General features: G+C 61.6%; 19 protein-coding genes. 9 read left to right on the forward strand and 10 right to left on the reverse strand.

What is annotated here, in order from left to right; all coding sequences use genetic code 11:
- Nucleotides 1–26: 26 nt before the first annotated feature.
- Complete coding sequence (locus tag ABDK06_RS10680) at nucleotides 27–2,513, forward strand: DNA gyrase/topoisomerase IV subunit A (RefSeq protein WP_394941006.1); 2,487 nt, start codon at nucleotides 27–29, stop codon at nucleotides 2,511–2,513.
- A 124-nt stretch (nucleotides 2,514–2,637) separates the two neighbouring features.
- Here the strand turns inward: ABDK06_RS10680 and ABDK06_RS10685 are convergent, their stop codons facing one another.
- Nucleotides 2,638–2,958: a DMT family transporter gene (locus ABDK06_RS10685; RefSeq protein ID WP_394941007.1), complete on the reverse strand. Its 321-nt coding sequence runs from the start codon at nucleotides 2,956–2,958 to the stop codon at nucleotides 2,638–2,640.
- Nucleotides 2,959–3,002: 44 nt separating this feature from the next.
- Between ABDK06_RS10685 and ABDK06_RS10690 the strand changes: the two genes are divergently transcribed.
- On the forward strand, nucleotides 3,003–3,521 hold the full coding sequence (locus ABDK06_RS10690; protein ID WP_394941008.1) for a DinB family protein: 519 nt from the start codon (nucleotides 3,003–3,005) through the stop codon (nucleotides 3,519–3,521).
- Nucleotides 3,522–3,530: 9 nt separating this feature from the next.
- On the opposite strand, the gene ABDK06_RS10695 is transcribed toward ABDK06_RS10690, so the two are convergent.
- The 5 genes from ABDK06_RS10695 to ABDK06_RS10715 form a co-directional block, all read right to left on the reverse strand.
- Nucleotides 3,531–4,517, reverse strand: coding sequence for a GNAT family N-acetyltransferase (locus ABDK06_RS10695; RefSeq protein ID WP_394941009.1), 987 nt, complete (start codon nucleotides 4,515–4,517; stop codon nucleotides 3,531–3,533).
- 4 nt (nucleotides 4,518–4,521) lie between these two features.
- A complete protein-coding gene (cydC, locus tag ABDK06_RS10700; RefSeq protein WP_394941010.1) occupies nucleotides 4,522–6,144 on the reverse strand; it encodes a thiol reductant ABC exporter subunit CydC in 1,623 nt (540 codons plus the stop codon).
- Nucleotides 6,141–7,787 (reverse strand): thiol reductant ABC exporter subunit CydD, encoded by a 1,647-nt coding sequence (gene cydD, locus ABDK06_RS10705; protein WP_394941011.1) that lies wholly within the window; start codon nucleotides 7,785–7,787, stop codon nucleotides 6,141–6,143. Before cydD ends, cydC begins: the two co-directional genes overlap by 4 nt.
- 53 nt (nucleotides 7,788–7,840) lie before the next feature.
- Nucleotides 7,841–8,839 (reverse strand): cytochrome d ubiquinol oxidase subunit II, encoded by a 999-nt coding sequence (cydB, locus tag ABDK06_RS10710; RefSeq protein WP_394941012.1) that lies wholly within the window; start codon nucleotides 8,837–8,839, stop codon nucleotides 7,841–7,843.
- Between the two features lie 123 nt (nucleotides 8,840–8,962).
- Nucleotides 8,963–10,534 (reverse strand): cytochrome ubiquinol oxidase subunit I, encoded by a 1,572-nt coding sequence (locus ABDK06_RS10715; protein WP_394941312.1) that lies wholly within the window; start codon nucleotides 10,532–10,534, stop codon nucleotides 8,963–8,965.
- Nucleotides 10,535–10,671: 137 nt separating this feature from the next.
- On the opposite strand from ABDK06_RS10715, the gene ABDK06_RS10720 reads away from it, so the two are divergent.
- Genes ABDK06_RS10720 through ABDK06_RS10730 form a run of 3 tightly spaced genes read left to right on the forward strand, consistent with a single transcriptional unit; the run spans nucleotide 10,672 to nucleotide 12,798 of the window.
- A complete protein-coding gene (locus ABDK06_RS10720; RefSeq protein WP_394941013.1) occupies nucleotides 10,672–11,043 on the forward strand; it encodes a BlaI/MecI/CopY family transcriptional regulator in 372 nt (123 codons plus the stop codon).
- A gap of 26 nt (nucleotides 11,044–11,069) precedes the next feature.
- Nucleotides 11,070–12,014: a M56 family metallopeptidase gene (locus tag ABDK06_RS10725; RefSeq protein WP_394941314.1), complete on the forward strand. Its 945-nt coding sequence runs from the start codon at nucleotides 11,070–11,072 to the stop codon at nucleotides 12,012–12,014.
- A 43-nt stretch (nucleotides 12,015–12,057) separates the two neighbouring features.
- Nucleotides 12,058–12,798, forward strand: a complete 741-nt coding sequence (locus ABDK06_RS10730) for a class I SAM-dependent methyltransferase (protein WP_394941014.1) — start codon at nucleotides 12,058–12,060, stop codon at nucleotides 12,796–12,798.
- On the opposite strand, the gene ABDK06_RS10735 is transcribed toward ABDK06_RS10730, so the two are convergent.
- Entirely contained in the window at nucleotides 12,795–14,906 is a 2,112-nt protein-coding gene (locus ABDK06_RS10735) for a DNA gyrase/topoisomerase IV subunit B (RefSeq protein WP_394941015.1), read from the reverse strand. The two genes, ABDK06_RS10730 and ABDK06_RS10735, sit on opposite strands and share 4 nt — an antisense overlap.
- Before the next feature lie 321 nt (nucleotides 14,907–15,227).
- Between ABDK06_RS10735 and ABDK06_RS10740 the strand changes: the two genes are divergently transcribed.
- On the forward strand, nucleotides 15,228–15,452 hold the full coding sequence (locus ABDK06_RS10740; RefSeq protein WP_394941016.1) for a DUF7455 domain-containing protein: 225 nt from the start codon (nucleotides 15,228–15,230) through the stop codon (nucleotides 15,450–15,452).
- A 128-nt stretch (nucleotides 15,453–15,580) separates the two neighbouring features.
- Here ABDK06_RS10740 and ABDK06_RS10745 read toward each other — a convergent pair whose 3' ends face one another.
- The 3 genes from ABDK06_RS10745 to ABDK06_RS10755 all read right to left on the reverse strand — a co-directional run bounded on the left by ABDK06_RS10745 (nucleotide 15,581) and on the right by ABDK06_RS10755 (nucleotide 19,502).
- A complete protein-coding gene (locus ABDK06_RS10745) occupies nucleotides 15,581–16,960 on the reverse strand; it encodes an RNA polymerase sigma factor (protein ID WP_394941017.1) in 1,380 nt (459 codons plus the stop codon).
- Between the two features lie 295 nt (nucleotides 16,961–17,255).
- Entirely contained in the window at nucleotides 17,256–18,443 is a 1,188-nt protein-coding gene (locus ABDK06_RS10750; protein ID WP_394941018.1) for a DUF4192 domain-containing protein, read from the reverse strand.
- Nucleotides 18,444–18,563: 120 nt separating this feature from the next.
- Entirely contained in the window at nucleotides 18,564–19,502 is a 939-nt protein-coding gene (locus tag ABDK06_RS10755) for a proteasome assembly chaperone family protein (protein WP_394941019.1), read from the reverse strand.
- 210 nt (nucleotides 19,503–19,712) lie between these two features.
- Between ABDK06_RS10755 and ABDK06_RS10760 the strand changes: the two genes are divergently transcribed.
- The 3 genes from ABDK06_RS10760 (at nucleotide 19,713) to sucB (ending at nucleotide 24,822) form a co-directional block, all read left to right on the forward strand.
- A complete protein-coding gene (locus ABDK06_RS10760) occupies nucleotides 19,713–21,233 on the forward strand; it encodes a leucyl aminopeptidase (RefSeq protein WP_394941020.1) in 1,521 nt (506 codons plus the stop codon).
- Between the two features lie 312 nt (nucleotides 21,234–21,545).
- On the forward strand, nucleotides 21,546–22,940 hold the full coding sequence (lpdA, locus tag ABDK06_RS10765) for a dihydrolipoyl dehydrogenase (protein WP_394941021.1): 1,395 nt from the start codon (nucleotides 21,546–21,548) through the stop codon (nucleotides 22,938–22,940).
- Between the two features lie 79 nt (nucleotides 22,941–23,019).
- Nucleotides 23,020–24,822 (forward strand): 2-oxoglutarate dehydrogenase, E2 component, dihydrolipoamide succinyltransferase, encoded by a 1,803-nt coding sequence (sucB, locus tag ABDK06_RS10770; protein WP_394941022.1) that lies wholly within the window; start codon nucleotides 23,020–23,022, stop codon nucleotides 24,820–24,822.
- Nucleotides 24,823–24,925: the final 103 nt, after the last annotated feature.

Genomic DNA, 24,925 nt, shown 5'->3' on the forward strand with positions numbered 1-24,925 from the left:
TCAGAACTTTTAAGGACAATGCAGCAATGGCCAGGCGCACGCCACCGGAAGAGACTTTCACCGAGAACATCATCGATATCGATGTCTCGCGCGAAATGGAAGGTTCCTTTCTTGAATATGCCTACTCGGTAATTTATTCACGGGCACTCCCTGACGCCCGCGACGGGCTGAAGCCCGTGCAGCGTCGCATCCTCTACATGATGAGCGAAATGGGTCTGCGCCCGGATCGCGGCCATGTGAAGAGCGCTCGCGTGGTCGGCGAAGTGATGGGAAAGCTGCACCCGCACGGCGACGCCGCGATTTACGACGCCATGGTTCGAATGGCCCAGGACTTCTCGCTGCGACTGCCCTTGATCGACGGGCACGGTAACTTCGGTTCGCTCGACGACGGCCCGGCAGCGCCCCGCTACACCGAGGCCAGGTTGGCTGCTGCGGCGCTCACGCTGACCGATCACCTCGATGAAGACGTGGTGGATTTCGTCCCGAACTACGATAATCAGCTGACCCAGCCCGAGGTGCTGCCTGCGGCGTTCCCGAACCTGCTGGTGAACGGCGCCACCGGGATCGCGGTGGGTATGGCCACCAATATGGCACCGCATAACCTGGGCGAAGTGATCGCCGCCGCCCGGCACCTGATCGCACATCCCGAGGCGACTCTCGATGATCTGATGCGCTTCGTGCCGGGCCCCGATCTGCCCACCGGCGGGCGGATCGTCGGGCTGAGCGGCATCCGGGAAGCGTATGAGACCGGCAGGGGTTCCTTCAAGACCCGAGCCAAGGTCGACGTCGAGCAGCTCACCGCGCGCCGCACCGGCCTGGTGGTCACCGAATTGCCCTATACCGTGGGGCCGGAGAAGGTGATCGAGAAGATCAAGGATGCCGTCAATTCGAAGAAGCTACAGGGCATCTCCGACATCGTTGACCTGACCGACCGGAACCATGGGCTGCGCCTGGTGATCGAGCTGAAGAACGGCTTCAATCCGCAGGCGATCCTGCAGCAGCTCTATAAGTTCTCGCCGATGGAGGATTCCTTCGGCATCAACAACGTCACCCTGGTGGACGGCCAGCCGCAGACCCTGGGGCTGCTCGAACTGCTCCGGGTCTACGTCAGCCACCGGATCGACGTGGTGCGCCGCCGCACCGTTTTCAGACTCGGCAAGAAGAAAGACCGCTTGCACCTGGTCGAGGGCATGCTGATCGCCATCGTCGATATCGACGAGGTCATTCAGATCATCAGGTCCTCGGACGACGCCGCGGCGGCTCGCGAGCGATTGATCGCGATCTACGATCTGAGCGAGATTCAGGCGCGGTACATCCTCGACCTACAGCTGCGCCAATTGACCAGGTTCTCCCGGATCGAGCTGGAGAAAGAGCAGGAAGAGCTGCACCAGGCGATTGCCGAGCTGGAGCGGATCCTCGGTTCGGAACAGGTGCTCCGTGAACTGGTCTCCAGTGAGCTGGGCGAGATCGCGGCCAAATATGCCACCCCGCGCCGCACCGTGCTGCTGGAATCCGAGGCGATCTCAGCCAGCACAGCCAATGCCGTCAAGGCCCTGGCTGCGCCCAATGGCAAAGCCGCACCGCTGGCTCTGGAGGTCCCCGATGACCCCTGCTGGGTGCTGCTGAGCGCCTCCGGACAGATCGCCCGCACCACCGGCCAGGAGCCCCTTCAGGAAAGCGGTTCCCGAACCAAGCACGATGTTTTCCGGGCCGTGATCGCCGCCACCGCGCGCGGCGAGGTGGGCGCGATCACCTCGGCCGGCCGGATGCTGCGACTTCAAGTCGTTGACATGCCGGCGCTCGCCCCTTCCGGTGGGGTGCCGAATCTGGCCGGCGGAGTGCCCGCCAAAGAATTCGTCACGTTGCTCAAGGGCGAATCCCTGGTGACCTTCGTCCCGCTCGACAAGGTGATCGCCCTGGGGACCGCTCAGGGCGTGGTCAAGCGGGTCAGCCCTGAGTATCCGCTGAACCGCGAGGACTGGGAGGTCATCTCGCTCAAGGATCGCGATTTGGTGATTGGTGCCGCCCCCGCCGAGGACTCCGACGAACTGGTCTTCATCACCACTCAAGCCCAGCTGCTCCGTTTCCCGGGCTCGGCGGTACGCCCACAGGGTCGCACCGCGGGTGGGATGGCCGGCATTAAACTCGGCGCCGGAGATTCCGTGTCGAGCTTCAGCGTGGTGGCATCCGGAGACCCGAACGCCGTCGTGGTCACCATCGCGAGCACCTCCGGGGCGCTCCCGGGCACCTCGACGGGATCCGCCAAGGTGAGTGATTTCTCGGAGTACCCGGCGAAGGGCCGAGCCACTGGCGGAGTCAGGGCGCATCGTTTCCTGAAGGGCGAGGATGTGCTGCTGCTGAGTTGGGCGGGTCACGGGCCGGCCAAGGCCGCCTCGAGTGCAGGGGTCTCCAGGGCTTTGCCGGTGGAACACGGCCGTCGTGATGGCTCCGGGATACCGCTGACCCAATCGATCGAGGCGATCGGCCCCTCGCTGAGCGAGCCAACCCCCTAAAACCCACCCTTTCATATCCAGCTATCCCACTGAGTGTTATAGGTGATGCGGATGTGCAGAGAAATCGGCCACATCTGCAACTTCTTCAACATTCAATGGGACGGCTGGTTGAGGTGGGGAGGGATTAGTGACCGCCCTCCAGATTCAGGGCTACCACTCCGGCCACGATCAGGGTGATGCCGATAATCTTCGTCAGGGACAGCGGTTCCTTGAAGAACCAGAAGCCGATCACCGCGATCACCGCGGTGCCAACGCCGGACCAAATGGCATAAGCGGTACTCACCGGCACGTTCTTGAGCGCCAAGCTCAGTGCATAAAACGAGACTCCATAGCCGAGGACCACACCCACCGAAGGCCAGAATCGGGAAAAGCCCTCGGAGACTTTGAGCAGCGAAGTGGCAACGATCTCGCTCGCGATCGCCAAGGCGAGAAAAAGATAAGGCATCGGATGGCTCCTGCGATCAGTAGGACTGTGCCTAGACTACCTTTATGACGATCATTCCGGACGAGAAAGACTGGACCTGGGTCCTGCAACGCCCCTGTCCAGAATGTGGTTTCGAAGCGGGCAGCGTCACCCCGGCGACGGCGGCGAGCAGCCTGCCCGAGCTATTGCCCCGCTGGCGAGCAGTATTGCGCCGCCCAGAGGCCGCTGAACGATCCGATCAGCAACGCTGGTCAGATCTGGAATACGCCTGTCATGTGCGAGATGTCTTCATCATCTTTGACCAGCGGCTGAGCCTGATGCTGCAACAAAACGACCCGCTTTTTGAGAACTGGGATCAGGATCAAAGCGCGAGAGACGCCGATTATCCGCATCAGGACCCGGAACGAGTGAGCGCTGAGTTGCTCGCCGCAGGCCAGGAAATAGCGGCGAATTTCGCCACGGTTCATCCTGAGCAATGGCAGCGCACCGGAAGACGGAGCAACGGCTCGCTCTTCACCGTGGAAACCCTCTCCGGGTACTTCTTGCACGATGTGGTGCATCACCTGCATGACGTCGACGGCTGAGTCAAGCGCTCAGAGCACTTTATCGTAGGCCATCGAACGGTTATAAGGCCGGTATCCCAGCTTCTCGTAGAGTCCGTAAGCGCCACTGGGATTCTCGGTATCGACATCGAGAGCCGCCCACTTCATCCCCGATGCGACGAAGCGCTGCATGGCATCGGCCAATAACGCGGCAGCGATTCCCCGGCCACGATAGGCCCGTCGGACGCCGAGCAGTTCGGTGTATCCCTCTGCCCGGCGGTGCGTTTCAAGCACTTCCGGGTCGTAGTTAGCGATTTGGTAGCCCGCCACTTCCCCGCTGGCACTGTCAATCACCACCGTGCTCCAGTCCGCTCTGAAGTGCGGATGCCCGAGCAGGAACCCCCAGGCTTCCTGGTCGCGCGGCTCTGATCCCCAGTGGTCGGCAAAAGCCTCGTTATGCGCCAGACGGACCCGTTCGGAGAGTTCGGGGCTAAAAGTTTCAATCTGCAGTCCTGCGGCAAGCCGAATTGCCGGTATCTCCTCCGAAAGCGGTCGTCGCATCTCTGCGAAGTAACGCACCACTGAAAAACCAGCCGAGTCGCTCAACGCGAGCTCAGCCGCGTTGTCCTGATCGACAAACTTTCTCAGCACTGCCGGAGCTTGCTGATCCTCTTCAAATCTGCGGACCGCCTGTGCCTGCTGCCATTGCAATACCGTGCTTCCCACCCCACGCCGTTGCCAGCTTGGATCAACGCCACCAAAGAGGTAAGCCTTCTCGCCCTCACGGTTCTTCGTCACCCTGCCATAGGCCCGGGCAGTCCCGGTCTGGTCAAAACCGATCACTGAGTTGAAGCGCGGGTCATTCTTGCTGGACTCAAACACATTGCGCAGGTCCTCGCGCTGATCGTGCCAGATAGGTTTCTCTGCCTCGGCGATCCGGAGCACTAGGGCGTACCACTCGTCAACGTCGTCGAGGGTGATCGGACGAAAGGTCAATCCGAAGCGATTTTGTTCCAGGGTAGTCAACGGATAGCTCATGACCTCAGCCTATCGTTGTGGTTTTTAAGCCTCCGAGGGCAGTGGATCTGGCGTCGAGTTCAAGGAGCAGCTCGGCAGCAACGCGATCCTGTTCCCGATGGCTCACCAACACCACGGTTCGCCCGCTCAGCGCGGTGTGCAGATCAGCCATCAACTCAGCAGCCCCTGCCTGGTCCAGATGAGCCGTCGGCTCGTCGAGCAGCACGATCTCCGCTCTGGTCAGCAGGGCCCGCGCTACTGCGAGCCGCTGCCGCTGGCCGCCCGAGAGCTGACCACCTGCGGCCCCGATTCTGGTCTCCAGCCCGTCGGGAAGTTCCTCCAACAAAGGCCCGAGCCCCACTCGGCGCAGTGCTGCCAGCAGTTCCTCTTCAGTCGGTGAATCTTCCCGGTCCCTGGCCAAAGCGAGATTGCCCCTCACAGTTGAGCCGAAGAGATGAGCCTCCTGCGGGCACCAAGCGATCCTCCCGGTCACTTCACAGCGGCCGGAAGAGGGCTCGAGATAACCCATCAGCACGGCCAGGAAGGTGGACTTCCCGGAACCACTGGGGCCGGTGACGGTGAGCCAACTGCCCTGTGGGACATTCAGCGAGAGTTCTTCGACCACTGTCCGCCCGGCCCAGCCGAAGCTCAGCCGATCAGCCCGGATCGCCACTCCCGAGGGGGCGGACGGTAATTCGACGATCTCGGCCACTTCGCTCTGGGCACTGAACTCACGCAGTGCTTTCAGCGCGGCGGGAAGGCCGATGGCAGCCTGATTGAGCGGGCTGAAAACATCCACCAGCCCCAATTGCAGCAGCACGAGCGCCATCAAGGCTTCTGCGGGTAGCTGCCCTGATGAGACGGCAGGAGCGCCGACGGCGAGGACCCCCAGGGCCCCCAAACCCGCAGCTGCGGTCAGGAGGGCAACTCCCGAGCCCTGGGCCCAGACGCTTCTGGAAGCCGTTTTGGTCGCCCGACGATCATCCTCTTCGAGTTGATGCAGCGGAGCATTCTCCACCCGGTTGCCCCGAAGTTCTGCTGACGCCGCCAGCACTACGGTGAGCCTGCTGAGCATTGCTTCTCGCTGGCTCTGTTCTATGCTCGCTGATCGTTGGTCGGCGAGCAGTGCGAGCCCCGGGCCGATCAGCAGGGCCACCAACAGCACAGCCAGTTGCAGCAACCAGGCCTGCGGCAGAATAAGCACCGTGGTCAGCAGGACACCGGTGGCCGTGAGCAGTAAACTGAGCGGAACCAGAACCACGCGGGGCAAGAGATCGCGAAGCGCGTCGACCTTTCCGATCAGCGTGGACAGCACCTGATCGCCGCGTTGCAGTTCACGACGCCGGGGCAGGCTGCTGGTCAGCCCGTCCCACAGTTTCAGTCGGAGTCGGTTAGCTGCGGCGAAGGCTTCGCTGTGCGAGGCCAAACGCTCCAGGTACCGGCTGACCGCGCGTAAGAGACCGAAAAACCTCACCCCTACCATCGCCACCAGCAAGTAGAGCACCGGAGGGTGCTGACTCGCCCGAACGATCAACCAGCCGGACAGAGCACTGAGCGCTAAAGAACCCGCACCGGCCAGCGCACCAAAGAGCACTGAACGGATGAAGACCGGTTTCCAAGGCTGAAGCAAACTGAAGAGCAATCTCATCGACCGGCTCCCAGCACTATCCGCTGGTCAGCTAAGGCGAGCAACTCTGGGTCATGACTGACCATCACCACCGTGGTGTGGCCGCGAAGGCTGAGCAGCGCATCCTCGATGAGACGGGCGGAGTCACGATCCACATGCGCGGTCGGTTCATCCACCAGCAGCACTTGTGCTCCCTGTTCCACCCTGGCCAGCACTCGGGCCAGCGCGAGCCTGCGAAACTGACCTGGGCTCAAGGTCGCTGGGTGCTGTTCCTCCCTTCCGGCCAGTCCGACCGCTTCAAGCAAGTGACTGATCCGGTCAGCACCCCATAATTGCAATTCAGCCAGTACCGTAGCCTCCGTGCTCCGTGGTTCCTGAGGCAGCCAGGCCAGTCGTTCCGGGTCGATCCCTTGCACGATTCCGCTGAGTTCCAGCTGATCCGGGTTGTTCGGACCGGCTGGCTGCGCTGGCGAAGGTAATTCAGCTGGGTGGCTGAGTTGACCTGCCAGCACCGCTAAGAGGGTTGATTTTCCGCAGCCGCTGGGGCCGGAAACAGCGCAGAGCGAATTCTTCTCAATCTCGAAGCTGAGATCCGAGATCACCCGCTCTGTCCGAGCAGGGAACCATACGCTCAGCCCGCAGACACGAATCCGGGAGCTGGAGACTTCTTTCTGCCTGAGGGCTTCCTGCTGATGTTCCGGTCGCAGTTCCTCGACCGGTTCGGCCCCTTGGATCAGACTGCGTCGCTGCGGCCGGTCCAGCACCTGGTGTGCCCGGCGCATCGCCTCGCGGCCGTCGTCGCTCGCGTGGAAGGCATTGCCCACCTCTCGCAGCGGCAGATAGCAGTCGGCCACCAGGATCAGCACTAAGAGCCCGGTTTCCAAGCCCAGCTGCCCGTAGACCAGGCGTACCCCGATGAAGACGGCGACCACCGCGACGGAGAGGGTGGCGATCAGTTCGAGGGCCAGGGCGGAAAGAAAAGCGGTACGCAGGGTCAGCATGGTGCTGCGCCGGTATTCTTCGCCGAGTTCGCGCAGTGCGGCACGTTGCGCCGCGGATCTGCCCAGCCCGATCAACACCGGCAAGCCGCGTGCCAGTTCAGCCAGATGCTGTGAGAGCCTGAGCAACGCTCCTGAGGCTTCGCTGACCTTGCCCTGCGTGTGCCAGCCGATCAAGGCCATGAAAAGCGGGATGAGCGGAACCGTTAGCACCACGATCAGGGCGCTGACCCAGTCTGCGCTCGCAATTCGGATCCCAATGATCAAGGGCACGGTAGCGGCACTCATCAGGGACGGCAGGAACTGCGTATAGTAGCCATCGAGTGCATCCAACCCACGAGTAGCGAGTACCGCTGAGCTGCTGTCCGCGGTGCCATCCACCATCCACCGGCGTAGCAACGCGGCCCGGAGCGTTTCCTTGGCACCGAGCGCACTGCGTTGGGCCAGCACCTGGGTAGCCCAGACCAGTAGCGATCGCAGCACTGCTGCCAGCGCGGCGAGCGCGATCCAGCCCGCGGCGTCCTGCCTGATGAAGACGGCGACCGAGGCCTGGGCTAGCCCATCCGCGAAGGCCACCATGCAGACGGCCCTCGCCGCCCCCAGCAGGCCTAGCAGGTATAAACCGGGCAGGGACTTCGCCGGGAGCGCGATGCCCAGGGGCTTCATCCTCTGGGTTCTGCTGGTTGGGTTCGGTGGAACTTCTGCTCTGGAGGTCAGGTTCATCCGGGTATGCTCGCCGTGCTGATCCGTTTCCGGAAGACCCAGTACGTCCACCCCTGATAAGCCAGCACGAGCGGCACTCCGAAGCAGGCGATCACGCTCATCAGACCCAGGGTATAAGCCGAGGAAGAAGCATTCTGCACCGTCAGGTCGAAGCTCTCCCCGAGCGTTGACGGCAGCACCCTGGGGTACAGGTTGTAGAAGATGCTGCTCATCACCGCGAGCAGGAAGACTCCTAGGAAGAGGAAGCTCCAGCCTTCACGCCCTCTTCTGGCCCAGAGGATGGCGGCACTGGCCGCAAGCCCGGCGAGCAGCAGGAGCAGCCAGCCCAAAGGCTTAGCTGATCCCAGTTCAACAACTACAGCCCAGGCCAGCAGGGGCAAGAGGGCCGGCGGAGCCCAGCGGGCGAAGAGTCTACGGGCCCGGGTGCGCACCGTGCCATCGGTTTTCAAAGCCAGGAAAGCGAGTGCCTGGATCAGGCAGAACAGCACAACGGCCGTGCCGCCCAAGAGCGCGTAGCCGTTGAACCAGGCAAAGGCACCACCCACCCGGTCCCCATTGGCGTTCAATGGCAGCCCCGTGGTGGTCATCACCAGGGCGACGCCGACGCCGAAGGCAGCGACCAAGGAGCCAGCGAAGATCGCCCAATCCCAGCAGCTTCGCCAGCGCTCAGAACTGACCTTGCCCCGGTATTCGAAGCCGACGGCCCGGAAGATCAGTCCGAGCAGCACCAGGATCATCGGCAGGTAGAGCGCCGAGAGCAGCGCGGCATACCAGTGCGGAAAAGCCGCGAAAGTGGCACCGATCGCGGTGATAAGCCACACTTCGTTGCCGTCCCACACCGGCCCCACGGTGTTCAGCAACACTCGACGCTCGCGATTCTCCCTGGCGAAGAGTTTCATCAGCATGCCGACGCCGAGGTCGAATCCCTCCAAGAAGAGATACCCGATCCAGAGCACCGCGATGAGCACGAACCATACGGTGGGCAATGCGTCCATTAGCTCTCCTCCTCGGTATCAGAGCCCACTGGATCCTCGGTTTCAATGGAGTGAGCCGTCCCTGCCCACTCAAACAGTTGATTCGGTGGGCAGGGGTATCCGTCAGCAACCGCTTTGTCGAACTCAATAAGCAAAGGCGAGCACATCGTCGTCATCCTTCTTCGGTTGATCCGATTCTGGTTTCTCGGCCAGTTCGGGCATCGCGGAAAGCACGCCACCGCGAACGTATTTCACCAGCAAGATCACTTCGACCACGAGTAAGACGGCGTAGACCACGGCAAAGGCGATCAGTGAGAAGATCAGCTCCCCCGCGCTCACTCCCGGCGAGACAGCGGCCGCGGTGAACATGAAGACCGGGTCTATCCCGTCCATCTGCGGGTTCGGTGCCACCACGAAGGGCTGTCTGCCGAGTTCGGTGAAGATCCAGCCCGCCGAGTTAGCACCGAAAGGAGCCAGAATGCCGAAGACCGCGAGCCGCATCAGCCATTTCGAGGAAGGCACGGTGCCTTTGCGGGTGATCAGTAAAGCCACCAAAGCGGCAGCCGCGGCCAGCCCGCCGAAGCCGATCATCATCCGGAACCCCCAGTAGGTCACCGCCATCACCGGAACGTACTGGATGGGCTTTCCGGCACGGTCGCCGTAGCTCGGATGATCGGGCAGCGTGCTGCCGTACTTCGCCTGGTATTCCGGGATCAAAGAGTTGACCCCTTTCACGTCAGTGGTGAAATCCCCGTGCGCCAGAAAGGAGAGCAGGCCGGGGATCTCGATCACCGCGACGACGTCCTTGCAGTTGGTGCTGGCGACGTCGCCGAAGGAGAGCACCGAGAAGCTGGTGCCGTTCTGGCATGCGGCCTCCGCAGCCGCCATTTTCATCGGCTGCTGTTCGAACATCAGCTTCCCCTGCATATCGCCGCTGATCGCGGTACCGGCGAAGGCGACCATAGCGACCACCGCACCGATCCGCAGGCCGCGCAGCCAGACCTGGTGATCGGTTTTATCGCGCCCGGGATATTCACTGGATTCGCCGACCACCACCCGCTTTTTCTGATCCACTGTGTCGATGCCGAGCTGACGGCGCTTCCACAAGTGGTACCAGGAGATACCGAGCAAGAACCCGCCCGCGACGGCAAGCGCGCCGAAGATGGTGTGCGGAAAAGCCACCAGGGCGGTGTTATTGGTGAAAACCGCCCAGGCATCGACCATCTGAGGGCGTCCATTGACGACTTGCACGCCCACCGGGTGCTGCATCCAGGAGTTCGCCACCAGGATGAAGTAAGCGCTGACCACCGAACCGAGCACCGCAATCCAGAGACAGGCCAAGTGGATCTTCTGCGGCAGTCTCTTCCAGCCGAAGATCCAGAGCCCCAGGAACGTCGACTCCAAGAAGAAAGCCAGCAGGGCTTCCATCGCCAGCGGAGCCCCGAAAACATCGCCGACGAAGCGGCTGTATTCGCTCCAGGCCAGGCCGAATTGGAACTCTTGAACGATGCCGGTGGCCACCCCTAGAATGAAGTTGATCAGGAAGAGCTTTCCCCAGAATTTGGTCATTCGCAGGTACTCGGCCTTGCCGGTGCGCAGCCAGCAGGTCTGCAGCACCGCGACCAGCAGACCGAGGCCAATGGTCAGTGGCACCATCAGGAAGTGATAAACCGTAGTGATACCGAATTGCCAGCGGGCGATATCGAGAGCTTCCATCATCTCACTTTTCTACGTCGTGTAGAACTACTCTTCTACACAGTGTAGAACGATTTCTACGGATTGTAGAAACTTACGATGAAGCGCTATCCTTGAATTCTCAGGAAGTGTATTTCTCGTGAACTTAAAGGATGGGTATGGCAACGCTTGGTGATCTGGAGCGGTCCGTGATGGATCTGCTGTGGCAACAGCCATCACCATTGACCGCCAATGAATTGCGAGATCTGCTCTCCCACTCCGAGGCTTCCCAGGGCAAGGAGCTCGCGGTGACCACCGTGCTCACGGTGCTCTCCCGGCTCGAGAAAAAAGGCCTGGTGGAACGGGAGCGGGATATCCGTCCGCATCGCTATCGCTCGGTCACCACACGGGAAGAGCACACTGCGGAGCTGATGCACGAAGTGCTTGGTTCCGCCCCTGATCGGGAGGCCGTACTAGCTCGCTTCATCGGCTCTGTCTCAGCGGATGAAGCCAGCACTCTGCGTAAGCTCCTGGGCCGTAGCCAGGGCTAAAGCCGGGCCTCATGGGCACTGACCCGCTGACCTTCACCGCCTGGGCGCTCGCCGCGCTCGCGATTGTCCTGGCTTGGCCGGCCCCCATCGTGCTCTCCCGGTCTCGCTGGCCACGGCGCTCCCCCGCCACCGCGATGATCCTCTGGCAAGCTATCGGCCTCGCCGGCGGGCTTTCAATGATCGGTGCCATGCTCACCTGGGGTCTTGCCCCGCTCGGTGACAATCTGTTCTCGGCTCTTAATCGGCTGATTTGTATCGTCTTCTTCAACGCCTCGGTGGAGGGCTTACTGTTCTGGCATGCTTTTGCGCTGAGCGCGGCGGGACTGCTCGGCGCCCATCTGCTCTTCACCCTCGCCCTGACCTATTTCCGGATCGCGCGGCAGCGCAAACGGCACCGTGAATTACTGCTCTTACTGTCCTCGCCCACCGAACGTCCCGGCACCGTGGTGATCAATCATGCCGCCCCGGTGGCCTACTGCCTTCCCGGTGGAGCCCGCTCTGTTACGGTGCTTTCCGATGGTTTATTGGATCTGCTATCCCCTCAAGAACTGCGCGCCGTGCTGACGCATGAGAATACTCATTTATTGCAGCGCCACCATCTGTTGCTCTGGGCCTTCGCGGCCTGGAAATCCGCACTGCCCTGGCTGCCGACGTCGAAATTGGCGCAGCGCGCGGTCAACGAGCTGATCGAGATGCTGGCTGATGACGCCGCGCTCCGCGTGGTGGAAGAAGAAACCCTGGTCCGCTCCATCGCCCTGGTGGCAGCGGGAGGCGCTGAAGCAGAGCCTCCTAGTCCGCCCCAAACAGCCCCTGAGGACACCACCGCGGCACGGCTCGACCGACTGCTCCACCCACAGCCTCCGCTATCCCTCGCTGCCCGGGCAAGCATCCTGGTGGTCTCCATCTTGTTGCTCGCCGCACCCACCGCGCTTCTAGTGGTGCCCGCTTTGCTCTCCATGACGGTTTCTTAACCCGCGGGCTCGACTCATCCCGGTGTTCTCTAGACTGAGGGCCATGAGTATGTCCAAAGAGCAACTTGCCGAGCTTTACGACGCCGAAAACGTCTGGGCGGCTGACGACGATTTCTTTCTGAGCTTCGTCAATCAGACCCCCGGGAGCCGGGTGCTCGATCTGGGCTGCGGCACCGGACGGCTCACCCTGGCTCTCGCGGCGGCGGGCCACCGGGTCACCGGCATCGACCCGGACGACGGCGCCCTGGATGCAGCCCGCAGGAAGCCCGGGGCTGAGAATATTCAGTGGATCACCGGAACCTCGGCGGAGATCCCCCATCGGGAACGCTTCGATACCGCCGTGCTGACCGCTCACGTTGTGCAGCACATCAGCGATGAAGCAGGCTGGCAGCAAACCCTTCAAGACCTCCGTCGTGCACTGCTGCCGGGAGGCCGGATAGCCTTCGACTCCAGAAACCCAGAAGCCAAGGCCTGGGAATCCTGGAGTCCGGAGAGCACTCGGGACCGGTATCGGCTCTCGGACGGCACCGAGTTGGAATCCTGGCTGGAATCCCGGGTGGCCGAACGCGGTCTGGTGACCATCACCGAACACCGGATTCTCTCGGACGGCTCGCAAGAGACCGAGAGCACGACTTTGATCTTCAGGACTGCGCAGCGGCTCACCGAGGATCTCAGGGCAGCTGGTTTCAGCGTGACGAAGATCTTCGGTGGCTGGCACGGTGAAGACATCGAGCAGGGCAAAGAACTGGTGGTGACAGCTGAGCGATCAGCTGAGCAGGCCTAGGCGTCGATCCGCTCAGGATCGAGATCCGAAGCTCCGGCGATGATGAACTCCTTGCGCGGAGCGACGTCAGAACCCATCAATAACTCGAACGTGAGTTCCGCATCGGCCGCGTTCTCCGCCGTCACCCGTCGGAGCGTGCGGTGCCGTGGGTCCATCGTGGTCTCCGCCAGTTGATCGGCGTCCATCTCTCCCAGACCCTTATAGCGCTGGATGGGTTCCTTATAGCGCTTCCCGGTCTTCTCCAGGGTGGCCAGCAGGGTTTTTAACTCCTGCTCGGAATAGGTATACATCAGCTCGTTGGCCTTCTGACCCGGGTTGATCACTTCCACCCGATGCAGTGGTGGAACGGCGGCGAAGACCCGCCCGGCGTCGATCATCGGCCGCATATAGCGGAAGAACAAGGTGAGCAGCAGGGTCCGGATGTGCGCGCCGTCGACGTCGGCGTCGGTCATCAGAATGACCTTGCCGTAGCGAGCGGCTTCCAGATCGAAGGAACGTCCGGAACCGGCACCGACCACCTGGATCAGTGCCGCGCATTCGGCGTTGGAGAGCATATCGCCCACCGAGGCCTTCTGAACATTGAGGATTTTGCCCCGGATCGGCAAAAGCGCTTGGAAGTCTGAGGAGCGCGCTAAGCGAGCGGTGCCGAGCGCACTATCGCCCTCCACAATGAACAGCTCGGTGCGTTCGACGTCGTCAGAGCGGCAGTCCGCAAGCTTGGCCGGCAACGATGAGGTTTCCAGAGCGTTCTTGCGGCGTTGCGTCTCCTTGTGAACGCGGGCGGAAATCCGCGATTTCATCTCCGAGACGACCTTCTCCAGCAGCAGTGCGGACTGGGCCTTATCGTTGCGATTAGAGGAGTTCAGCTTGGCGGTCAGCTCCTGCTCGACCACTTTGGCGACGATCGCCCGCACCGCCGGGGTGCCGAGGATCTCCTTGGTCTGACCTTCGAACTGAGGTTCGGCGAGCCGCACCGTCAGGACAGCGGTCAGCCCGGCCAGCACATCGTCCTTCTCGATCTTGTCGTTACCGGCTTTGAGTTTGCGGGCATTCGCTTCGATCACCTTACGGAAGGTCTTCAGCAATGACTGCTCAAAACCTTCTTGATGCCTGCCGCCCTTGGGCGTGGCGATGATATTCACGAAGCTGCGCATCGTGGTGTCATAGCCGATCCCCCAGCGCAGGGCGATATCGACCTCGCAGTCTCGTTGCACTTCGGTGGACGCCATCTGGCCATTGGCGTCGAGCATCGGCACGGTCTCCTTGAAGGTGGAAGTGCCGTGCAAGCGCCAGATATCGGTGACCGCAGCGTCCGTGGAGAGGAAATCCACGAATTCGGAGATGCCGCCGTCATGGTGGAAGACCTCCTCGTGGGGGCCGTTCTCCCCGGGGGTTCCGGTGAGGCCGCGCTCGTCCCTGATGGTGATCTTGAGGCCGGGAACCAGGAAGGAGGTCTGCCGCGCCCTGGCCGCCAGATCGTCGTAGGAGAACTTGGCATCCGCGGTGAAGATCTGCCTGTCCGCCCAATAGCGGGTTCTGGTGCCGGTGACGCCGCGTTTCGTGGTACCCACGACTTCGAGCACTGATTTAGAGACGAAAGGTTCGAAGACCGAGTTCGGACTCGGCGTCTTAGCGGTGTCTTTGAAGGTTCCGGGTTCCCCACGGCGGAAGCACATCTGATAGGTCTTCCCGCCGCGATCGACTTGGACGTCGAGCCGCGAGGAGAGCGCGTTGACCACCGAAGCGCCGACGCCGTGCAGGCCCCCCGAAGCCGCGTAGGAGGAGCCGCCGAACTTTCCACCGGCGTGCAGCTTGGTCATCACGACTTCCAGGCCGCTCAGCCCGGTCTTGGGTTCGATATCGACCGGGATGCCGCGGCCGTCATCGTGCACCTCGACGGATTGGTCCTTGTGCAGGATCACCTTGATGCTCTGACCGAATCCCGCCAAGGCTTCGTCCACTGAGTTATCGATAATCTCCCAGAGGCAGTGCATCAGGCCGCGAGAGTCGGTGGAGCCGATGTACATGCCCGGGCGCTTACGCACCGCTTCCAGGCCTTCGAGGACAGAGAGGTGCCGAGCGTTGTAGTCAGAATTCTGTTGAGCCACCGCCCAAGTCTATCCCCGCATCCTCCCTACGGCTCGTACCTCGCCGCGGGTCCCTCGGATGCATGGCCCCATTCCGAGGGCCCCGGAACTGGGCCCACACGCTGAGGGCCCCTGCCTGAGCTTGCGAAGGCAGGGAAAGCGTGGGGAGGGAGGAACGAACGTGGTTCGGGAGGAACACCGAAAGCGAACTCGCTAGCCGCCATTCGGTTATCAAATTGCAATACGCGCAGAGCGAAAGAAAGGCCAGCTTGGGACGGTTTTGCAACGAATAATGGTTGTATGTATATATAGCACCGCACGAAGATACGAAGGAGGAAGATCATGACAACCGCAACCGTCAGTCGTGAACTCAATGCCCTGGACCGATGCGACCGCTGTGGCGCGCAGGCCTACGTTCGGGTTGTCCTAGAAGCCTCCGGCGGCGAATTGCTGTTCTGCGGGCACCACGCCCGCGCAGTAGAAGCGACGCTCAAGCCGCTTTCCTCTGAATGGCATGATGAGACTTCCCGGCTCCTGGAAAAAGATCCGGTCCTGGTCGACGACTAAAGCTTTTCACGACGAAGGGCCGCACGCTACAGCGTGCGGCCCTTCGTTTTAATGCTTACCCGGTTCTCGGGTTCGCCGGTAACGACCGGCGAACCCGAGAACAAAGCACGAACTCATGCTCGAATATTTTAGTCGAGGTAGTCCCGGAGCACCTGAGACCGCGAAGGATGACGCAATTTGGACATCGTCTTCGATTCGATCTGACGGATCCGCTCCCGCGTCACACCGTAGACCTTGCCGATTTCATCTAAAGTCTTCGGCTGCCCGTCGGTGAGGCCGAACCGCATAGCGACTACGCCAGCCTCACGCTCAGAAAGCGTATCGAGCACCGAGTGGAGCTGCTCCTGGAGAAGAGTGAAGCTCACCGCATCGGCAGGAACCACCGCTTCCGAATCCTCGATCAGGTCACCGAATTCGGAATCGCCGTCCTCGCCCAGCGGCGTGTGCAAGGAGATCGGCTCGCGACCGTACTTTTGAACCTCAACGACCTTCTCAGGGGTCATGTCGAGTTCCAGCGCCAATTCCTCGGGAGTTGGCTCCCGGCCCAGATCCTGAAGCATCTGACGCTGCACCCGAGCCAGCTTATTGATGACCTCGACCATGTGCACCGGAATACGGATGGTGCGAGCCTGATCGGCCATGGCTCGAGTGATCGCCTGACGGATCCACCAGGTTGCATAGGTGGAGAACTTGAAGCCCTTGGTGTAGTCGAACTTCTCGACGGCACGAATCAAGCCCAGGTTACCCTCCTGGATCAGGTCCAGGAACAGCATGCCACGGCCGGTATAGCGCTTCGCCAAGGAAACCACCAAGCGGAGGTTGGCTTCGAGCAAGTGGTTCTTAGCCCGCTTGCCGTCGTGGATGACCCACTGGTACTCCCGCTTCAGCTTGTCCGGAATCTTGCTGTCATCGGCAGCGAGTTTTTCCTCGGCATAGAGACCAGCTTCGATCCGAAGCGCTAGATCGACTTCCTGCTCGGCGTTGAGCAAGGCCACCTTACCGATCTGCTTCAGGTAATCCTTGACCGGGTCAGCGGTGGCCCCTGCCGACATCACCTGCTGCACAGGGGCGTCATCGTCGTCGGCGTCAGAATAGACGAAACCCGAGCCGGTGGCCTCTTCTGCGGCTTCCTCGACGACCTCACTCAGAGCAGGTTCAATGGCATCGTCGGACTCGTCGAGGTCTTCTATGAGGTCGCTCTCGTCCTTGGCATCGGCTTCGTCCGCGATCGGATCTGCTTTGGGCTTACGTCCTCGAGGAGCTTTTACGTCAGAGGATTCGGCAGAAGCTGCTTTTTTAGCAGCCGCTGTGGCGGCTCGTTTCTGAGCCGGTGTCAATTTCTCCTCAGCGGTCTCTACGGGTGCAGCCTTAGCTGGCGCCTTCTTGACCACGGGAGTGACCTTAGCTTTGGGAGTGCTACCTGAGCGAGTAGCGGTCTGCTTTGTGGCAGGTTCTTCGGGGGTAGCGCTCACGGTGGCTGTGCTGGCCTTACGTGCGGTTGGAGACACTGAATACCTTTCTGCTGCTAGCTGTGATGCCACCTGCGCGTAACACCACTATGACCCTGTCAAGTCCGTGATCAGTTAAATTCACCATCACGGCCTGAAGGGTCTCTAGAAATATAACTACAGAAACGCCCCGCTTGTTCCCAGATTCCTCAAAGGATTCAAGCAATGGCACCCCAGGTGATTGCAAATTTTCCACGGACCCAACCGGGTCGTTAGAACATTGTCTCACGGAACCTCTGGACTGCTGGAATCGAACACCCTCTGGAATCAGCTGCAACTCGACGCAGTCCGCGCTTCAGCTGCCGCCCGCAGTCCCAGGCCGTTGCCACGCCGTGGCGGGAGAACGCGCCCATTGGCACAACAGCCCACTGGAAAGTACTTGGCCGAGCAATCCAGCCAGCCGGTAGTCCGGCACTTCCAGTAAAGCCGATTGCAAATATGCATTGGCTCGGCTTCCTCTCCCCCGGCTCCACTCAATCCAGCCCAGCAGGCTGAGCGCTGCGGCGAGGGAAAGCTTCAGAGCTTGCTGCGCCTCGCCCGGCACCCCGCCTCGGACATCCGGCGGTTCCCGGAGCGCCGTCATGCTGCGCAGCATGCGCGCCAAGGCGTCCAGCCTCCGCCAAGGAGGGCTGAACGAGCGATCACCGAGCAGCAGACGTCCTGCTTCCTCAGCGCTCACCCGCTGTCTTCCGGTGAGTGCCAGCATCAGCACGGCGTCCCGCAAACCACGGCTTTGCAGCGTAGCCAATAAGCTGCCCAGTCCTAGCCAGAAGCGCTCTTCACCGGAAACCTGATGGTTCAAAGCGGTCTCGCCCTGAAAGGTGATGATTTCCTGGAGTTTCGACTCCCATTCGGTGAGCGCGGCTGTGGCCGTGAACCGTTCCGGGTCTTCAGTGCGAAAACGTTGCTGACTCTGCTCGAATTCACGGAAGCAAGTTTCTCGCGCTGAGCGGCTAGCGGTCGGCAGCCGGGTCGCGCTGGCCAGATCGGAGTCGTAACTGCTGCCCAGAAAAACCAGTTCGGCGCTCAGCCTGCTGCTTTTCAGCTCTTCCAAGAGACGCCCGGCCGCAGAGCAGCAATTCTGATCTCGGCATTCATAGTCCCGCCACGTGCTCGCGCCCAGCCACCAGATCTGACAGATTGGCCTGCCCGCTTTGCCGAACAGGTCCTTCAGGCAGCGAATCAATTGATCAAACCCGGGGTCTTCGGTGTGCTGCCAGTCGCGTCCGGTGAACAATGCCAGCACCGTGGAGTCCGCAGTCGAATCGGCCAGCATGCAGTCGAGAACTGTATTCGCATAGTCCGTGTACTGCTCCGCGGTGGCCCCAGGCTGCGGAAGATCGACCCGCAGGCTGGGGCCAATGGCCTTCCCTCGCAAGCCCAGCGCCATCAGCGAGTCCTCTGGCCAGTAACCCAGCGCATGGGGAAGGTATGCCAGCAAATCGGCCGGACTAGTGATCGATAAGGGTGTTGAGCCGTTCATCCTCCCAGTGTGGAAGAAAGCGGCCACGCTCCGCCGTCCGAAAATCCCCGATGTGGAAAAGCTCCCTGGAGACGCAGCGAGGCAAGCGCGAAGTATGGGAGGTGCTGAAGTACAGAAGTACTACTGCTCGGGATCCTGATTCGCCAGATATGCCTCGATGGCTGCACCGAGTTCATCGGCGTCCGGCAGCTGGTCCCCTTCGCCCGCCAGTAAAGACCGCACCGGGGCGTTCTGCTGCCGTTCGTCGTATTGTTCCTCCAATTTGCTGACCACGGTCTGCACCTCAGCGGAGGCCTGCACCTGAGCCGCTATCTGCTGCTCTATTTCACGCCCGGATTCTCGCAAACGGTCCGTCGGCAGCATCAAAGAGGCGGCGGCACCCAGATACTCCAAGGCAGCCACAGCGGCCCGCGGATATTCGGCGTCCGCGAGGTAGTGCGGCACGTGAATGGCATAACCCGCAATATTCCGCCCGGCTTCGGCCAACCGCAGCTCGAGCAGATGCCCGATCGCTGAGGGCAACTGCACGGTGGCTTTCCAGGAGGACATGCCCTCGATCAGATCGGGCCGGTTACCGTGCACGGTGACCCCGATCGGGCGGGTATGCGGCACCGGCATCGGAATCGAATGCACCCAGGCCACCAGATTCACATCCAGCCTGCGCACCAGGCCCACCACCGCAGCGCTGAAGCGCTCCCATTGCAGGTCCGGTTCGTTTCCGGTCAGGTAAAGAAAGGGCTTCCCCAAACCGTCAACAAGCTTGAAGAGCGCCAGCCTTGGTTGCTGGTAATCGGTCAGATGATCTTCTACGAAGCTGATCTGCGGGCGGCGGGACCGGTAATCGATCAATTGGTCGATATCGAAGAAGGCCACGGGTTCGGCCTCCAGCTGGCCCAGCAACTCATCACTGATCTGGCTGACCACCTGACCTGCGTCGGCGAAGCCGCTGAACCCCATCAAGAGGTTCAGTCCTTTCAGATCGGCGTCATGAAGCAGCGCATCGTTGGTGGAGTACAGCGTCGACGGGTCCAAAAAGGGCTGATACTGAATGTCTTTCATCCCGGTTCCTCCATACTTTCGATGACCGCATCCCAGACCGGATCATGGCGATGCCGGCCGACTATGCTGCCTACATAACGTAGTCGAGTGCTCAAATCATTCCGAGCACAGGCCGAATTCTCCCGCAGCGAACATCTCGACTTGAACGAGTCCATCAGATACCGACTACCATCAAAAGTAACCACAAACCCAGCAGTGAGGAACTCTTCCATGGTTGCCAACAGTGTCGTTTCGCTCAACTCAGTGAGTGCCAGAGCCGGGATCGTAGGGACGCTTGAGAGCGATGCCCTGGTGATCGGCGTCGCCCAGGGAAGTGATGGACCGGTTCTGCTGGAGCATCCGCTGGCTGAGCAGGAAGCCGTGGCGCTGAGCGATTCGCTGCAGATCCTCGGGGTCAGCGGTGCCGCTGACGAAGTACGCAGGCTGCCCGCTCTTTCCAAGATGAAAGCCAGTGTCCTGGTCCTGATCGGGCTCGGGAAGCTCGATGACGGCGCTCCCGCCCTGGAGGCTCTGCGCCGTGCAGCGGGCTCGGCGGTCCGTCAATTGGCCGGCCTGGAGCACGTCGCCCTCGCCTTGCCTGCTTCCGGGGTGGCCGAACTCGCCGCGATCGCCGAAGGAGCAGCTCTCGGCAGCTACAGCTACCAAGCCCGGCGCAGTGATCCCACAGCCGTGAAACCAGCGGTTCAAAAGGTCAGCGTCCTGACGTCGGTGAATGCCAAAGCGGCAAAGACCGTGCTAGACCGCGCCACCGCCGTCGGAAAAGCCGTCAATACCACTCGGACCTTGGTCAATGAGCCGCCGAATCTTCTTTACCCGGAGACCTTCGCCCAGGCAGCCAAAGAACTTAGCAAAGGCCTGCCGATCAAGGTCACAGTGCTGGATGAGAAGCGGCTGGAAAAGGATGGCTACGGCGGCATCATCGGAGTTGGCAAGGGCTCTTCGCGGCAGCCCCGGCTGGTCAAGCTGGAGTACTCCCCGGTCCGAGCCAAGAAGCACCTGGCCCTGGTCGGCAAGGGCATCACCTTCGATTCCGGCGGTCTTTCGCTCAAGCCGGCGACCGGCATGATGACGATGAAGTGCGATATGGCCGGTGCCGCAGCTATTCTGACGGCGACCGTAGCGGCCGCCGAATTAGGCGTGCCGACGAAACTCACCGCGTGGTTGTGCATTGCGGAGAATATGCCCTCCGGAACTGCCGGACGCCCTTCGGATGTGATCACTATCTTCGGCGGCAAAACCGTTGAGGTACTGAACACCGACGCCGAAGGCCGACTCGTGATGGCGGACGGCCTGGCAGCAGGATCAGCGGAACAGCCCGACGTCATCCTCGACGTGGCCACCCTGACGGGAGCTCAGATGATCGCGCTGGGCAACCGCTACGCCGGGGTGATGGGCGATGAAGCGGTCAGCACCGCAATCGCCGCCGCCGCCGCAGCGACGGGCGAGCTATTCTGGCGGATGCCGCTGCCCGAGGAACTGCGTCCGAGCCTGGACTCCCCCGTCGCGGACCTCGCCAATATCGGTGAGCGGATGGGCGGCATGATGACGGCTGCGGTCTTCCTGCGCGAGTTCGTCGGCGAAGGCAAGAACGGCGAACAGATCCCGTGGGCCCACCTGGATATCGCTGGGCCGTCCTTCAACGAATCAGCTCCTTACGGTTATACCCCGAAGAACGGCACCGGCATGTCGGTGCGCACCCTGCTGAGCTACATCGAAAGCCTCGGGCACTAGATCGCTCAGCACTAGATCACCGAGCACCAAATCGAGGGTCCGGGGCACTGGCCGCAAGCCAAGGCCCCGGACTCTCCGTTAAACGGCGTTAAACAGCTCAGCTGTGAGCTAGGCCTCCCGGGAGCGCGAAGGGATCACATCACCACGTGAGTCGTAACACAACCACACCCTCCAAGGCCTCCCTGGCTGGAGACAGAGTGCGCCGGACGCTAAGGTAAATGCTGAAGGTATTCAGTAAGACTGCATTCGACAATTTTCAGATCAAAAATAGGTCAAATATCGACAGCAGTCGCTACGCGAGGGAGCGCTCACGTGAGTGAAAATGCGGCACAGTCGGCTCAGCAAGAGTTCGACATTCTGATCCTTGGCGCCGGTAGCGCCGGCTACGCCACTGCGCTGCGCGCGGTCCAGCTGGGCTTCACCGTCGGTTTGGTGGAGAAGGACAAGCTGGGCGGCACTTGCTTGCACACCGGCTGCATCCCGACCAAGGCACTGCTGCACTCGGCGGAGCTTGCGGATCACGCTCGGGATTCCGCCAAATACGGCGTCAATGTCGAGTTGCAAGGCATCGACATCAATACCGTCAAATCCTATAAAGACGGAATCATCGCTGGAAAGTACAAGGGCCTGCAGGGACTGATCAAGTCCAAGAAGGGCATCACCGTGATCGAGGGCGAAGGCAAGCTCTCCTCGCAGAACACCGTCACTGTGAATGGTGTTGTTTACACCGGCAAGAACATCGTGCTGGCCTCCGGCTCCTTCTCCAAGACCCTGCCGGGGCTCGAAATCGGCGGCCGCATCATCACCTCCGAAGCAGCTCTGAACCTCGACTTCATCCCGAAGAGCGCCATCATCTTGGGCGGCGGCGTGATCGGCTGCGAATTTGCCTCGGTCTGGAAGTCATTTGGGGTGGACGTCACCATCGTCGAAGGTCTGCCCTCCCTGGTCCCGAATGAGGACGCCACCATCATCAAGACCCTGGAACGCTCCTTCCGGAAGCGTGGCATCAACTTCTCCACCGGCACTTTCTTCCAGAGCGCTGAGCAGAACGACGACGGCGTCAAGGTCACCTTGGTCGACGGTAAGACCTTCGAAGCCGAGGTGCTGCTGGTCGCGGTGGGCCGTGGCCCGAGCACCGCTAACCTGGGCTACGAAGAGGTCGGCATCCCGATGGATCGCGGCTTCGTGCTGGCCAATCAGCGCTTGCACACCGGCGTCGGCAATATCTACGCGATCGGCGATATCGTACCCGGTCTACAGCTCGCGCACCGCGGCTACCAGCAGGGCATCTTCGTCGCCGAGGAGATCGCCGGGCTGAACCCGGTAGTCGTCGAGGACGTGAATATCCCCAAGGTCACTTACTGCGATCCCGAGATCGCTTCCGTTGGTCTGACGCAGAAGGGCGCCGAAGAGAAATTCGGCGCGGAGAATGTGCAGATTCAGGAATACAACTTGGCTGGCAACGGCAAGAGCTCGATCCTCGGCACCAGTGGCCTGGTGAAGATGGTTCGCCAAAAAGACGGCCCCATCGTCGGCGTCCACATGATCGGCGCCCGGATGGGCGAGCAGATCGGTGAGGCACAATTGATCGTGAATTGGGAAGCCTATCCGGAGGACGTCGCACAGCTGGTGCACGCTCACCCGACCCAGAACGAGTCACTCGGCGAAACCGCATTGGCCCTGGCCGGTAAACCGCTGCACGGTTAATCGCCACTAAGCACTAGGCTTTAGAGAAGCGTGAAAAGCACAATTGGTGTTCTTGAAAAACAAGGAGAACGGGAACGACATGTCTGAATCCGTGAATTTACCGGCGCTCGGCGAAAGTGTCACCGAGGGCACGGTTACCCGCTGGCTCAAGCAGGTGGGCGACCGGGTTGAAGTCGACGAGCCTCTGCTCGAAGTCTCCACCGACAAAGTCGATACCGAGATCCCGTCTCCGATCGCTGGGGTGATCGAGGAGATCCTGGTGGCCGAGGATGAAACCGCCGAAGTCGGCGCTCCTTTGGTGCGAATCGGTTCGGGCGACGGCGCAGCAGCGGCTCCGGCCGCCGTGGAAGCCCCGGCGGCGGAAGCTCCGGCGGAACCCGCAGCTCCCGTTGCGGAACCAGCCCAGGCTGAAGCGGCTCCGGCTGAAACGGTTCCGGCAGCTGCTGAAGGCCATGATGTGCTGCTGCCAGCCCTCGGCGAAAGCGTCACGGAAGGTACCGTTACCCGCTGGCTCAAGGCGGTCGGAGATTCTGTGGAATTGGACGAGCCATTGCTGGAAGTTTCCACCGACAAGGTCGACACTGAGATCCCCTCCCCGGTAGCCGGCACGCTTCTGGAGATCAAGGTCGCGGAGGACGAAACCGCTGAAGTTGGTTGGGTACTCGGCGTGATCGGCTCGGGCGCACCAGCAGCTTCCGCGCCAGCCGCTCCTGCTGCACCGGCACCGGTGGTTGAGACCCCGGCGGTACCAGCTGCACCGGCCCCCGCCGCACCCGCCCCCGCTGCACCGGCACCGGCGGCTCCTGCAACACCGACGCCAGCACCCGCAACACCGACGCCGGCAGCTGCGCCCTCCGCCCCGGTACCCGCTGTTGCCCCGGCAGCCAGCACAGGCGATTCCAATTACGTCACTCCCTTGGTTCGCAAGCTCGCGCACCAGCAGGGCATCGATCTGGCTAGCCTCACCGGAACCGGCGTTGGCGGCCGAATCCGCAAGCAAGACGTGCTGGCCGCAGCAGAGGCAGCGAAGGCTCAGGCCGTTAGCACCCCGGCTGCTGGCGCTCCGGTAACCAGCAGCGCTCCGGTAACCAGCAGCGTTCCGGCGTCGGCTGCGGCCCCCGTGGCTTCGGTTGCGCCTTCCGCTGAGGCCGCTGCCCTGCGCGGCACAGTGGCAAAGGCCCCGAGGATCCGTCAGGTAATCGCCCGTCGGATGCGGGAGTCCCTGGAGACCTCGGCTCAGCTGACTCAGGTCCACGAGGTCGATATGACCAAGATCGCCAAACTGCGGAACGCCGCTAAGGGCACCTTCCAGGCTCAGAATGGCGGCGTCAAGCTGACCTTCCTGCCGTTTATCGCCAAGGCCGTCGCCGAGGCGCTCAAGCAGCACCCGAAGGTCAACGCTTCCTACGATGAAGAGAAGCAGGAGATCACGTACCACGACGCCGAGCACCTGGCGATCGCGGTGGACACCGATCGCGGGCTGCTGGTACCGGTGATCTCCGACGCGGGCAATCTCAACCTGGCAGGTATGGCCTCGAAGATCACCGACGTCGCCTCCCGCACCCGGAACAATAAGATCGGCCCCGACGAGCTCTCCGGCGGCACCTTCTCGATCACCAATTTCGGTTCGGTCGGCGCGCTTTTCGACACTCCGATCATCAATCAACCGCAGGTCGCCATTCTCGGAGTCGGTTCCATCGTGAAACGTCCGGTAGTGGTCACCGACGCCAACGGTGATGACACCATCGCGATCCGCCAGATGATGTACCTCTCGATGACTTACGACCACCGTCTGGTGGACGGAGCCGACGCCGGTCGCTTCCTGCAGACGCTCAAGGCACGTTTGGAAGAGGGCGCTTTCGAAGCCGATCTGGGTCTCTAAACCAGCATCTCCAGCAGCACGCTCTGGGGGCCCGCAGACCATGGTCTGCGGGCCCCCAGGCTTTAATGGCGGCTCTGCCCTGCAAGCTTCACGCAATTTTTCC

The organism is Psychromicrobium ferritrahens (genome assembly GCF_043789415.1).
In the GTDB taxonomy this organism is placed as follows: domain Bacteria; phylum Actinomycetota; class Actinomycetes; order Actinomycetales; family Micrococcaceae; genus Renibacterium.

Coding starts and splice junctions, on each gene's coding strand:
- ABDK06_RS10680 (WP_394941006.1), top strand. CDS start 27: ATGGCCAGGCGCACGCCACCGGAAGAGACTTTCACCGAGAACATCATC.
- ABDK06_RS10685 (WP_394941007.1), bottom strand. CDS start 2,958: ATGCCTTATCTTTTTCTCGCCTTGGCGATCGCGAGCGAGATCGTTGCC.
- ABDK06_RS10690 (WP_394941008.1), top strand. CDS start 3,003: ATGACGATCATTCCGGACGAGAAAGACTGGACCTGGGTCCTGCAACGC.
- ABDK06_RS10695 (WP_394941009.1), bottom strand. CDS start 4,517: ATGAGCTATCCGTTGACTACCCTGGAACAAAATCGCTTCGGATTGACC.
- cydC (WP_394941010.1), bottom strand. CDS start 6,144: ATGAGATTGCTCTTCAGTTTGCTTCAGCCTTGGAAACCGGTCTTCATC.
- cydD (WP_394941011.1), bottom strand. CDS start 7,787: ATGAAGCCCCTGGGCATCGCGCTCCCGGCGAAGTCCCTGCCCGGTTTA.
- cydB (WP_394941012.1), bottom strand. CDS start 8,839: ATGGACGCATTGCCCACCGTATGGTTCGTGCTCATCGCGGTGCTCTGG.
- ABDK06_RS10715 (WP_394941312.1), bottom strand. CDS start 10,534: ATGGAAGCTCTCGATATCGCCCGCTGGCAATTCGGTATCACTACGGTT.
- ABDK06_RS10720 (WP_394941013.1), top strand. CDS start 10,672: ATGGCAACGCTTGGTGATCTGGAGCGGTCCGTGATGGATCTGCTGTGG.
- ABDK06_RS10730 (WP_394941014.1), top strand. CDS start 12,058: ATGAGTATGTCCAAAGAGCAACTTGCCGAGCTTTACGACGCCGAAAAC.
- ABDK06_RS10740 (WP_394941016.1), top strand. CDS start 15,228: ATGACAACCGCAACCGTCAGTCGTGAACTCAATGCCCTGGACCGATGC.
- ABDK06_RS10750 (WP_394941018.1), bottom strand. CDS start 18,443: ATGAACGGCTCAACACCCTTATCGATCACTAGTCCGGCCGATTTGCTG.
- ABDK06_RS10755 (WP_394941019.1), bottom strand. CDS start 19,502: ATGAAAGACATTCAGTATCAGCCCTTTTTGGACCCGTCGACGCTGTAC.
- ABDK06_RS10760 (WP_394941020.1), top strand. CDS start 19,713: ATGGTTGCCAACAGTGTCGTTTCGCTCAACTCAGTGAGTGCCAGAGCC.
- sucB (WP_394941022.1), top strand. CDS start 23,020: ATGTCTGAATCCGTGAATTTACCGGCGCTCGGCGAAAGTGTCACCGAG.